Annotated in this window: 11 protein-coding genes; 9 read left to right on the top strand and 2 right to left on the bottom strand. The window is 32.7% G+C overall.

The window, feature by feature from the left end; translation table 11 throughout:
* Positions 1–271 precede the first annotated feature (271 nt).
* Both ACJAZK_RS13785 and ACJAZK_RS13780 read right to left on the bottom strand, forming a co-directional pair.
* Positions 272–1,186, bottom strand: a complete 915-nt coding sequence (locus ACJAZK_RS13785; RefSeq protein ID WP_415224524.1) for a bifunctional metallophosphatase/5'-nucleotidase — start codon at positions 1,184–1,186, stop codon at positions 272–274.
* Positions 1,187–1,188: 2 nt separating this feature from the next.
* On the bottom strand, positions 1,189–1,950 hold the full coding sequence (locus ACJAZK_RS13780; protein WP_415224523.1) for a 5'-nucleotidase C-terminal domain-containing protein: 762 nt from the start codon (positions 1,948–1,950) through the stop codon (positions 1,189–1,191).
* Positions 1,951–2,022: 72 nt separating this feature from the next.
* Between ACJAZK_RS13780 and ACJAZK_RS13775 the strand changes: the two genes are divergently transcribed.
* The 9 genes from ACJAZK_RS13775 (at position 2,023) to ACJAZK_RS13735 (ending at position 11,198) form a co-directional block, all read left to right on the top strand.
* Entirely contained in the window at positions 2,023–2,541 is a 519-nt protein-coding gene (locus ACJAZK_RS13775) for a DUF6913 domain-containing protein (protein ID WP_415224522.1), read from the top strand.
* Positions 2,542–3,423, top strand: coding sequence for a 4-hydroxy-tetrahydrodipicolinate synthase (gene dapA / locus ACJAZK_RS13770; protein WP_415224521.1), 882 nt, complete (start codon positions 2,542–2,544; stop codon positions 3,421–3,423).
* Positions 3,424–3,555: 132 nt separating this feature from the next.
* Positions 3,556–4,371, top strand: coding sequence for an outer membrane protein assembly factor BamD (locus tag ACJAZK_RS13765; RefSeq protein ID WP_415224520.1), 816 nt, complete (start codon positions 3,556–3,558; stop codon positions 4,369–4,371).
* Between the two features lie 12 nt (positions 4,372–4,383).
* On the top strand, positions 4,384–4,713 hold the full coding sequence (locus tag ACJAZK_RS13760) for a DNA-directed RNA polymerase subunit omega (RefSeq protein WP_028871844.1): 330 nt from the start codon (positions 4,384–4,386) through the stop codon (positions 4,711–4,713).
* A gap of 7 nt (positions 4,714–4,720) precedes the next feature.
* Positions 4,721–5,935, top strand: a complete 1,215-nt coding sequence (coaBC, locus tag ACJAZK_RS13755) for a bifunctional phosphopantothenoylcysteine decarboxylase/phosphopantothenate--cysteine ligase CoaBC (protein ID WP_415224519.1) — start codon at positions 4,721–4,723, stop codon at positions 5,933–5,935.
* Positions 5,928–6,815: a DUF4835 family protein gene (locus ACJAZK_RS13750; RefSeq protein WP_415224518.1), complete on the top strand. Its 888-nt coding sequence runs from the start codon at positions 5,928–5,930 to the stop codon at positions 6,813–6,815. Before coaBC ends, ACJAZK_RS13750 begins: the two co-directional genes overlap by 8 nt.
* 57 nt (positions 6,816–6,872) lie before the next feature.
* On the top strand, positions 6,873–8,525 hold the full coding sequence (recN, locus tag ACJAZK_RS13745) for a DNA repair protein RecN (protein ID WP_415224517.1): 1,653 nt from the start codon (positions 6,873–6,875) through the stop codon (positions 8,523–8,525).
* A gap of 51 nt (positions 8,526–8,576) precedes the next feature.
* Positions 8,577–9,395, top strand: a complete 819-nt coding sequence (locus tag ACJAZK_RS13740; protein ID WP_415224516.1) for an enoyl-ACP reductase — start codon at positions 8,577–8,579, stop codon at positions 9,393–9,395.
* Positions 9,396–9,494: 99 nt separating this feature from the next.
* A complete protein-coding gene (locus ACJAZK_RS13735) occupies positions 9,495–11,198 on the top strand; it encodes an FG-GAP-like repeat-containing protein (RefSeq protein ID WP_415224515.1) in 1,704 nt (567 codons plus the stop codon).
* Positions 11,199–11,417 lie beyond the last annotated feature (219 nt).

The following is an 11,417-nucleotide window of genomic DNA, read 5'->3' as shown; positions in this document are numbered from 1 at the left end:
TCCGTGGTCTAAAGTAGCACCATTATTAATGGCCATATGAATGTTGTGAAATCAGCATAAAATAGAAGGCCACCATGTCCTTTAATTTAAACTCCTACTTTAGAAAGTCAATTAGTATCGTGTTTCTACTAACACCTGTTTTCAGTGTATTTTTTATATAAGTCGTTGTAGCAAATATGTCATTTACACCATAGATTATTTACGTCAAATTACTTTGAATTTATAAGACTATATTTTTGTAATAGCTTTTGTGCTAAAAAAAGTGAGTTATTTAGACAATAATAGACGTACCGTTTGCTGCTATATTTTTATCGCTATCAAAATAGAAATCTATTTTTCCTAGGTTGATACCGTAACAACCTACTTGATTAACGAGCATGTTTTTTCCTTCCAAATTTCTCACAACCGTTGGTTTTTTTAAAAATGTGTGCGTGTGACCACCAATAATAAGGTCAATGTCTTTAGTAGTTTTTGCAAGTTTCAAATCAGATATTTTTTGAGAAGGTTCTCTGTAGTTATATCCTAAGTGGGATAAACAGATAATCAGATCACACTTTTCATCCTCTTTTAGAATCCTTGTCATTTCTTGAGTAGCTTCTGTAGGATCTAAATAGACTGTTTCTTTATACATGCGTTTTTCTACCAAACCGTTGAGTTCAATACCTAATCCAAAAATCCCAACTTTTATGCCATCTTTTATGATAGTACGATAAGGTTTTACGTGCGTATCCATGACTGTATTTGAAAAATCGTAATTAGCAGATACAAAATCAAATTTAGCATGTGGTAATTGAGCGTAAAGCCCTTCTATACTATTATCAAAATCATGATTTCCAATGGTTGCAACATCATATTTAAGCATACTCATGAGCTTAAACTCTAATTCTCCACCATAATAATTGAAGTAAGGTGTGCCTTGAAAAATATCACCAGCGTCTAATAATAAAGTATTTGGGTTTTCTTTTCTAATCGATTCAACCAAACTTGCACGCCTAGCTACACCTCCTTGATTAGGGTTTCTTCCGTCATCAGGTCCAAAAGCATCAATGTGACTATGCACATCATTGGTATGTAATATGGTTATTTTTTTAGATGTTGCAGGAGTGAAGGATGTTAACCCAAATCCGCTAAGTCCTACTAATGCTGAAGCAGCTGCTGTTTGTTGTAAAAATTGTCTTCTTTGCATAATTATTTTTTAAGCTTAATAAATCGGTTGTCAATAACCGGATTAAGGGTGTCAATTTTGGAGAAATAATCAATAAGTACATTCCTAACTTTATAATCTAGCACATATAAACTATCATTAGTCTTAAAAAAGTCCATACGATCACCTCCATTATATAGGTAATCATTGGTAGCTACGTTGTATGTTTTGCTAAAATCTAATGGTGTGCCATCTAGTGTTGCAGATTTAAGATTTCCGTCGGCATCTAAAACAATATTAAGTCGTGAAATAGGGTGGGCACGTTTGCCTTTAGCTAAGTATTTAACAAGCTCTCTAACTTGAGTTCCTTTTAATTTTACTACCACAGCAGAATTATCAAAAGGCATTACTTCATAAGCAGTCCTCGTAGTAATGTCGCCTTTAGAGATTATGGATCTAATACCTCCATGGTTAAGTAATACAAAATCAATAGCCTCTCCAGTTCTACTTTTAAAGATAGGGTTAGATTGTTCATAAACGGCATCTGCCAACATGTTTCCAATTGCGGTATTGTAATCGCCATCACTTTTTGAATACGTATCAACAGCGTAAGCAAGCACACTATCCAAGTCCGCGTTAACACGCTCGCGGTATGGTTTAACGAAGTCCTCTATATTCTGGTTAATTTCAAGGCTATCAGAAATGTTGATTTGTGTGCCTTCAATTTTATTTAGATAAACCTCTTGTTTTTTACAAGCACTTAAAATTAAAATTGAAAATAAGAGTATTACATATTTATAATTCATAAATTTTATTATAGGATGTTTAGAATGTCTTACTAGGTGTTTTTATTACATTTGTATAAAGCATAAATATAAATGATTTTAAAGGTATTTAAAGAAAAATCAAATCAAAAATACATCAATAAATTGTTAAGTGCGCGACAAGTTGCAGTTAGCAATAATAAAATGAATACAGTTGGTGTTATCTTGAGTGTAAGCGAGTTTTCTGATTTTGAATCTTTTAGGTTGTTTTTTAAGTCTTTAGGAATTCAGGCAGCGAAAACAAAAATTATAGCTTTTGTAGAAGACACAAAAGATACAAATGAGCTTTGGGATACGTATTTTAATCCAAAAGATTTCGGTTGGAAAGGAAAGATCAATAATATTGACTTACAAATTTTTGTAGATACAAAATTTGATGTTTTAATTAGTTATTACAAAGAGAATCATCTTGAGCTTAATCTGATTACGGCATCTTCAAAAGCTAATTTCAAAGTGGGATTAACAAATGAAGATGAGCGTTTATTTGATTTAATGATAGATGTAAAACCCAAAGAATTTTCAGTTTTTAAAGATGAACTAAAAAAATATTTAACAGTTTTAAATAAATTATAAATGACAAAATTTCATGGCACAGGGATAGCTATTATTACTCCATTTAATGAAGATCTAACCGTAGATCATATTGCCTTGGCAAACTTGGTAAATTTTAATATTGACAACGGTACAAACTATATTGTTATTAGCGGTACAACTGGAGAGAGTGTAACGATTACTCAGGCTGAAAAGACAGCTATTATAAAAACAATTACTAAAGTAAATAAGGGTAGAGTGCCGTTGGTTTTGGGTATTGGAGGTAATAGTACCGTAAATGTAATAGATGAAATTAAAGCAACAGATTTATCCCAGATAGATGCGCTTTTATCAGTTTCACCATATTACAGTAAACCACAACAAGAGGGGATTTATCAACACTTCAAAGCAGTTTCTGAGGTGTCACCCATAGATATTATTTTGTACAATGTACCTGGACGTACCTCTTCTAACATGTCTACAGAAACTACATTGCGGTTGGCAAAGGATTTTAAAAATATAATAGCAGTAAAAGAAGCAGGTAATAATGTGCACCAATATTTAAAATTACTTCGTGATAAACCAGAAGATTTCTTGATTATTTCTGGGGATGATGATCTCGTTTTAGGTATTATTTTAGCGGGTGGAGCTGGAGTTATCTCTGTTTTAGGACAAGCAATTCCTAAAGAATTTACTAAGATGATTAATTTAGGATTAGAAGGAAATGCAAAAGAAGCTTATAAGATTCATTTTAAATTAATGGACATAACGGCTCTTATATTTTCTGAAAATAATCCTGCTGGTATTAAAGCTGTTTTAGAAGCTTTGAAACTATCAAAAGCAATCGTGAGATTGCCTTTGGTTCAAGCTTCAAATCAACTTAAACAAAATATAAAATTGGCACTTCAAGAAATTGAATCTTAATTTAAAAGTTAAAAATTACTTAATCATAATGAGAGCCTAAATTCATGGGCTATTTTTGGTTATTACTGAGTACAGCATATTTGTTTTTATTATACGTTATAAATACGTACTTTTGCAACCTGTTTTTTATTTATGAAGAAATTATTTTATTTACTAGCTATATCTATAGTCTTGAGTTCCTGTAGTGAATTTCAAAAAGCGCTTAAATCTGAGGATACTGCGACCAAGTTTAATTTGGGGACAGAACTGTTTGATGCAGGAAAATGGTCTAAAGCTAATAGGCTTTTCACACAAATAGTTCCAAAATATAGAGGTAAACCTCAAGCTGAAAAATTAATGTACATGTATGCCAGGTCATTTTATGAAATGGGAGATTACGTTACTGCAGGGTATCAGTTAAATCGTTTTGAAAGTAGTTATCCAGCAAGTGAAAAAGTACAAGAAGCGTCGTTTCTAGCAGCAAAAAGCTTTTACCAAGTGTCACCTGTGTATAGCAAAGATCAACAAGAAACTGTTCATGCACTAGAAAGATTTCAACTGTTTGTAAATAAATATCCAGACTCAGAATTGTTACCTCAAGCGAATGTATTAATCAGAGAATTAGATTACAAATTAGAGCGTAAGGCATTTGAAATTGCTAAACAATATAATAATATTGCTTATTTCGAATCTTCAGATTATTTAGCTGCGATAAAAGCATTTGATAATTTTCTAGCAGATTTTCCAGGAACAAGCTTTAGAGAGCAAGCCATGTTTTACAGATTAGATTCTGCGTATAAATTAGGAATCAATAGTATCAATACAAAACAAGAAGAACGATTAAACACTGCAATAAATTATTACACGACATTTAAAAAGTTTTATCCAAATTCTGAATTAATTTTAGAAGCAGATAAAATGAATGAAGAAATGACCACTGCATTTGAACAATATAATACAAAAAGTTAATTTACACATACAATGGATTTAAAGAAGACACATGCTCCTGTATCAACAGAAACGTACGATAGAAATATTATCGATGCTACCACAGATAATATCTATGAAGCAATTTCTGTAATCGCTAAAAGGGCAGAACAGATTAACACAGACATTAGACGTGAGTTAGTTGACAAATTAGAGGAATTTGCAACTTACAATGACAGTCTTGAGGAAATCTTTGAAAACAAAGAGCAAATTGAAGTGTCTAAATTCTACGAGAAATTGCCAAAGCCACATGCTTTAGCAGTTCAAGAATGGTTAGATGATAAAATCTATTACAGAAATACTGACGACGACGTTCAGGAATAATATAAGTATGTCTTCAATATTAAGCGGCAAAAACATATTACTCGGCATTACTGCTGGTATTGCTGCTTACAAGACAGCTGGCCTAGTTAGGCTTTTTATAAAAGCAGGCGCAAACGTAAAGGTCGTTATGACGCCTGCTTCTAAAGACTTCATTACCCCTTTAACCTTATCCACATTATCCAAAAACCCAGTATATTCTTCGTTTACTAATGAGGATGACGAAAATGCTATGTGGAATAATCACGTAGAATTAGGTATTTGGGCAGATGTCTTTGTTATCGCTCCAGCTACAGCAAATACCTTGTCAAAAATGGCAAATGGTACTTCTGATAATTTGTTGATGGCGACTTATCTCTCGGCGAAATGTCCAGTATATTTTGCTCCAGCAATGGATTTGGATATGTACAAACACCAATCTACTAAAAATTCTTTTGAAAAATTAAATACCTTCGGAAATGTCATGATTCCAGCAACATCTGGAGAATTAGCAAGTGGTCTTGTTGGAGAAGGTCGTATGGCCGAACCTGAAGATATTGTTACCTTTATTGAAAATGATATTCTAGGGAAATTACCACTGCGCCATAAAAAAGTATTAATTACAGCGGGTCCAACTTACGAATCTATAGATCCTGTGCGATTTGTTGGAAATCATTCTAGTGGTAAAATGGGTTTTGAAATCGCCAAAGCAGCTGCGAATTTAGGCGCTGAGGTGATATTGGTTTCTGGACCATCTCATCAAACTGTATCTCATAGTCTTATCAATGTAATTCGTGTAACAAGTGCTCAAGAGATGTATGAGGCATGTCATAATTATTTTAAAAATGTAGATATCGCTGTGCTGTCTGCGGCAGTTGCAGACTACAGACCAAAAAATATTGCAGCGCAAAAAATAAAAAAGACGGAATCAACGTTTACTATTGAGTTAGAAAAAACTAAAGATATTCTAAAGTCCTTGGGAGCGATTAAAAAACAGCAGTTCTTAGTCGGTTTTGCATTAGAAACTAATAACGAATTGGAACATGCTAAAGGGAAATTAGAATCTAAAAATTTAGACTTAATTGTGTTGAATTCATTAAATGATATAGGAGCAGGTTTTGGAGGTTCAACAAATAAAGTTACTTTTATAACTGCGTCTCATGAAATTATTGCTCATGAGTTAAAATCTAAGACAGAAGTAGCACAGGATTTATTGCAACAAATTTTAAAACAAACACATGCATAAGTATTTATATATTTTTTTAATATTAGTAGTTACGATGTCTTGGTCTCAAGAGTTAAATTGCAATGTGGTTGTAAATGCACAACAAACAGGTAACGAAAATGTTCAAGTTTTCAAAACCTTAGAGCGTCAACTTAGAGAATTTGTGAATAATACACAATGGACTAATAAATCATACAAAAATCAAGAGCGTATAGATTGTACTATGGTCGTTACAATAGTCGATTATGATACAGACAGATTTCAAGCCACTCTTCAAGTGCAATCGTCGAGACCAGTTTTTGGATCAACCTATGGATCGCCTACCTATAATTTTAATGATCAAGATTTTGACTTTCAATATTTAGAATTTCAGAATTTTGTATACAATCCAACACAATTTGAATCTAATCTAATATCGGTTCTTTCATTTCATGTATATATGATTTTAGGTTTGGATGCAGATACGTTTAGCCCAAATGGAGGTGATGAGCATTTTCAACAAGCACAAACTATTTTAAATTACTCGCAACAAAACAATGCTAAAGGTTGGAAGCTTGAAGATGGAAGACAAACACGTTTTATCTTAATTGATAATATATTATCTCCAACATTTAAAGAGTATAGAGAAGTATTGTATTCGTATCACAGAGATGGCTTGGATCAAATGAATGCCAATCCTAAAGAAGCTAAAGAGACAATAGCTAAGACGATAAGAAGTTTGCAAAGCATGAACAATAAGAGGCCTAATTCTTTTTTGATGCGTGTGTTTTTTGATACAAAATCTGATGAAATACAACAAGTATTTAGTGGAGGACCAACTGTTAATGTATCTGATTTGATATCTACATTAACCAAAATAGCACCAATGCATGCCTCAAAGTGGCGCGATATAAATTTCTAAGCTTTTAGTTATTACCATAAGTATTTTGGTTAATTTTACTTTACATTAAAGAACTTTATGCTTACACAACTTACCATAAAAAATTACGCACTTATTGATGAACTTCAAGTAAGCTTTAATAATGGACTTACTATTATCACAGGAGAAACAGGAGCAGGGAAATCTATTCTTTTAGGTGGGTTGTCGCTTATATTAGGTAAAAGGGCAGATTTAGCTAGTGTTAAAGATTCATCAAAAAAATGTGTTATTGAAGGTGTTTTTGATATTGCTAAATACAAACTAAAGCCATTATTTCAAAATCGAGATTTGGATTACGAATCGGTTACTATCTTAAGGAGAGAGATACTCCCGTCAGGAAAGTCGAGAGCGTTTATAAACGATACTCCCGTTAAATTAGATGATCTACAAGTATTAGGCGAGCACTTATTAGACATCCATTCACAACACCAGACATTACAACTAACTAATGATGATTTTCAGTTTCAAATTATTGATGCACTAGCCAATAATGACGAGAATTTGAGTCGGTACATTTCAGAATTAAAAGGGTTTAAAAGTATCACTTCGGAAATTAAAATACTCCAAAATCAAAAGGCAGAAGCGCTTAAAGAGCTTGATTACAATTTGTTCTTATTAAAAGAATTAGAAGAAGCGAAGTTAGTGGATGGCGAATTGGAAACGCTTGAAACCGAATATGAAACACTTAATAACGTAGAAGAGATAAAAGATAAACTAGGTCAATCTCATCAATTGTTAAGCGACGAAGACGTGGGTATTGCATCAAACTTAAGAGACATAAAACAACATCTGTCTAAGTTGGTAGGTTTTGGTGCGCAATATCAATCTATTTATGATCGTATAGATAGTAGTTTAATTGAATTGGATGATGTTTTTTCTGAAATTGAAAACTTAGAAGATCAGCTTGAGGCAAATCCTAATCGCTTAGACGTGGTGAACACAAAACTACAGGTGCTTCATAATTTAATGCAAAAGCATTCAGCGTCTCGCGTCAAAGAGCTTATTAATATAAGAGAAGACTTATCAAATAAAGTTTTGGAAACAGAAAATTTAGATGCTCACATTTCAGAAAAAGAGAATCAAAAAGAGCTGTTTAAAAATAAATTAGTGTTGGTAGCACAAACCATTCACTCTAATAGGAATAAAGTTATTCCGAAGTTAATAAAACAATTGGAGTCCATTTTAGGAACACTAGGAATGCCAAATGCCAAGTTTAGTATGGCGTTAAAAACATCTGATTTGTTTTTAGCTAACGGAATAGATGAGTTGGAATTTTTGTTTTCGGCCAATAAAGGTGGACAGTTTAATGATCTAAAAAAGGCGGCTTCTGGAGGAGAATTATCTCGTATTATGCTTGCAATAAAACATGTTTTATCAAATTACACACAGTTGCCAACCATTATGTTTGATGAGATAGATACTGGGGTTTCTGGTGAGATTTCTAATAAGATGGCAATTATAATGCAAGATATGAGTAAAGCAATGCAAGTCTTTACGATAACGCATCTTCCTCAGATTGCTGCCAAAGGAGATCATCACTTTAAAGTGTTTAAAGAAGATGTTAATGATTTAACTCAAACACAACTTAAAAAATTGACACCAGAAGAGCGTATCGTAGAAATTGCTCAAATGCTTGGAGGTACTAATGTTTCTAGCTCTGCTATGGAACATGCCAAGCAATTACTCAATTAATACTATATTTGAACATATAAAAAACAACAACTAATAACTTAATATAAAAACATGTCTTACAATTTACTAAAAGGAAAACGAGGAATCATTTTTGGAGCATTAGATGCAAATTCTATAGCTTGGAAAACAGCAGAACGCGTTCATGAAGAAGGCGGTACATTTGTTTTAACAAACGCACCAGTGGCAATGAGAATGGGACAAATAAATGAATTGGCTGAAAAAACAGGTTCTCAAGTTATTCCTGCTGACGCAACCTCTGAAGAAGATCTTCAAAATTTAGTAGCGCAATCTATGGAGATTTTAGGTGGTAAAATAGATTTCGTTTTACATTCTATAGGGATGTCCATTAATGTAAGAAAAGGAAAAGCCTATACAGATCAAAATTACGCTTGGACTCAAAAAGGGACAGATGTATCTGCTATGTCTTTTCATAAAGTAATGCAAACCTTATATAAGCAAGATGCAATGAATGAATGGGGAAGTATCGTTGCTTTAACCTATATGGCTGCACAACGTGTATTCCCAGATTATAATGATATGGCAGATAATAAGGCTTATTTAGAAAGTATAGCACGTAGTTTTGGTTATTTCTTTGGTAGAGATAAAAAAGTAAGAGTAAACACGATTTCGCAATCACCAACACCAACTACAGCTGGTTCTGGAGTTAAAGGCTTTGATGGGTTTATAGCTTATGCCGAAAAAATGTCTCCTTTAGGAAATGCTACTGCTTTGGATTGTGCAAATTATACAGTTACCTTATTTAGTGATTTAACCAAACGTGTGACATTACAAAACCTTTATAACGACGGTGGTTTTAGTAATATGGGTGTAAGTGATGCGGTTATGGACACGTTTGTTGATCATCAATAAAATTAATAAATTTCAAACTTTTATTAAAAAGAAGGACTGAAAAGTCCTTTTTTTTTTCATAATTTTAAACGAGTATTTTACACGTAAAAAGAAGAACTTTTGAAATATAAACACTTCATAATCATTTATTTATCGTTATGTATTGGTGATTTGGATGCTCAAATTGTATTTGAAAATGAGGCCACTAGTATGGGAATGGATGTGTCTTCTGGGGTTACTTTTTTGGGAAATGGACTGTCGTTAGCAGATTTTGATAATGACGGGTGGGATGATATTACTTTAACAACAGGTGTGGGTCAAGCGGTTCGTTTTTTTAAAAATGTTAATGGTAATTTTGTAGAGCAAATTTTTAATTTGCCTAATTTAGATATTCAAACAAAAGCAGTTAATTGGGTAGATATTGATAATGACGGCGATAAAGATCTATTTGTAACAAGTGATACTAGTGGGAATAAGTTGTTTGAAAATACAGGAAGTCTTGTTTTTCAAGAGATTTCTGAAATATCTGGTATGAACACAAATAATATGTTTTCGTATGGTGCGTCTTGGGGAGATTATAATAATGACAGTTTTTTGGATGTTTTCATAAGCAATAGAAGTGAAGCTGTTCCAAATATACTGTACAAAAATAATGGTGATAACACGTTTACAGATGAAAGTGGTTTTGCAGGGATTTCAAATGATGGACATATGTCCTTTTGTTCCGTTTTTTTTGATTTAAATAACGACGGCTTTCAAGATATTTATATTTCAAATGATAAATACAATCATGCCAACATTATGTATTTGAATAATGGAAATGGCACCTTTACCGATGTAAGCGAATCCTCTCTTACTAATATTTCCATAGATGCGATGACCACAACTATTGGTGATTACAATAATGATGGATGGTTTGATATTTATGTGACGAATACGTCAAATGGTAATGTGCTTTTTAAAAATCAAACTAATGGAACCTTTTTAAATACAACAGCAGAGTCTGGAACCAGTTTTAATAGTATAGGATGGGGAGCTGTATTTCTTGATGCAGACAATGACAAAGATGTTGATTTGTATGTCAGTGGCTATTTTGATGGCAGTACTGAAGGGCTTCTTTCTGCTGCTTTTTATGAAAACATTGGTAATGAGACATTTAGTATTCCGTCTAATGCTGGTTTTTCTGGAGATGATAGAGAAAGTTATTCAAATGCTACAGCCGATTTAAATCATGATGGTCTTGTAGATATTGTCGTAAATAATGGTGATAATATGGATGTGTTTGTTTGGAATAACCAAAGTGTTACTGCAAATAGTTGGTTGAAAGTAAGTCTAGAAGGGGTTCAAAGTAATAGAGATGGTATTGGGGCTGTTATTGAAATTTCTATAAACAACAATAAACAATATAGGTATACGCATTTAGGTGAAGGTTACTTGTCACAAAATTCATCTACCAAGTCTTTTGGTTTGGGTGACGCTACAAATATTGATTACGTTAAAGTGACATGGTTGAGTGGAATTGAAGATGTTTTGTATAACGTGAATCCAAATCAAAGCTTGCATATTACTGAAGGAAATACACTGTCACTTAACAGCGCTCAAATCAATACAACGAGGTTAACAACTAATCCTGTTGATAATTTGCTAATTGTTAAATCTGATGTGCCTATTATTAAATTAGAACTGTATTCTATCATTGGCCAAGAAATAATGTCTTCCTATAATAAATCGAAAATCAATGTGTCGCATCTAAAATCGGGATACTATTTTTTGCAAGTAACTACAAATAAAGGGCTTAGTGTACTAAGATTTGTTAAAAATTAGTTAGTAAATGTCATACATAGAAAAATGGTGTCTTACGGTTTAGCAGGTATTTTTGATCTTAATCGATTGCATGTCTATAGATATCATACTTGATTGAATTAGAGCTAGCTTCACAGTATAATTTAACTAAATATTAATATAGAATATGAAAAAAATTACTTTATTATTTATGTCATTGCTTATGACAGGCTTTATGTGGGCTCAGTGTACGACTGGAGG

It is taken from the genome of Psychroserpens sp., from assembly GCF_047633235.1.
Taxonomy (GTDB): domain Bacteria; phylum Bacteroidota; class Bacteroidia; order Flavobacteriales; family Flavobacteriaceae; genus Psychroserpens.
This window is presented reverse-complemented; position numbering and strand designations above follow the sequence as displayed.

What these genes read in the sequence shown, in the direction of transcription:
- ACJAZK_RS13775 (WP_415224522.1), top strand. Translation starts at nt 2,023, where the DNA reads ATGATTTTAAAGGTATTTAAAGAAAAATCAAATCAAAAATACATCAAT.
- dapA (WP_415224521.1), top strand. Translation starts at nt 2,542, where the DNA reads ATGACAAAATTTCATGGCACAGGGATAGCTATTATTACTCCATTTAAT.
- recN (WP_415224517.1), top strand. Translation starts at nt 6,873, where the DNA reads ATGCTTACACAACTTACCATAAAAAATTACGCACTTATTGATGAACTT.
- ACJAZK_RS13765 (WP_415224520.1), top strand. Translation starts at nt 3,556, where the DNA reads ATGAAGAAATTATTTTATTTACTAGCTATATCTATAGTCTTGAGTTCC.
- ACJAZK_RS13780 (WP_415224523.1), bottom strand. Translation starts at nt 1,950, where the DNA reads ATGAATTATAAATATGTAATACTCTTATTTTCAATTTTAATTTTAAGT.
- ACJAZK_RS13750 (WP_415224518.1), top strand. Translation starts at nt 5,928, where the DNA reads ATGCATAAGTATTTATATATTTTTTTAATATTAGTAGTTACGATGTCT.
- ACJAZK_RS13760 (WP_028871844.1), top strand. Translation starts at nt 4,384, where the DNA reads ATGGATTTAAAGAAGACACATGCTCCTGTATCAACAGAAACGTACGAT.
- ACJAZK_RS13740 (WP_415224516.1), top strand. Translation starts at nt 8,577, where the DNA reads ATGTCTTACAATTTACTAAAAGGAAAACGAGGAATCATTTTTGGAGCA.
- ACJAZK_RS13785 (WP_415224524.1), bottom strand. Translation starts at nt 1,186, where the DNA reads ATGCAAAGAAGACAATTTTTACAACAAACAGCAGCTGCTTCAGCATTA.
- coaBC (WP_415224519.1), top strand. Translation starts at nt 4,721, where the DNA reads ATGTCTTCAATATTAAGCGGCAAAAACATATTACTCGGCATTACTGCT.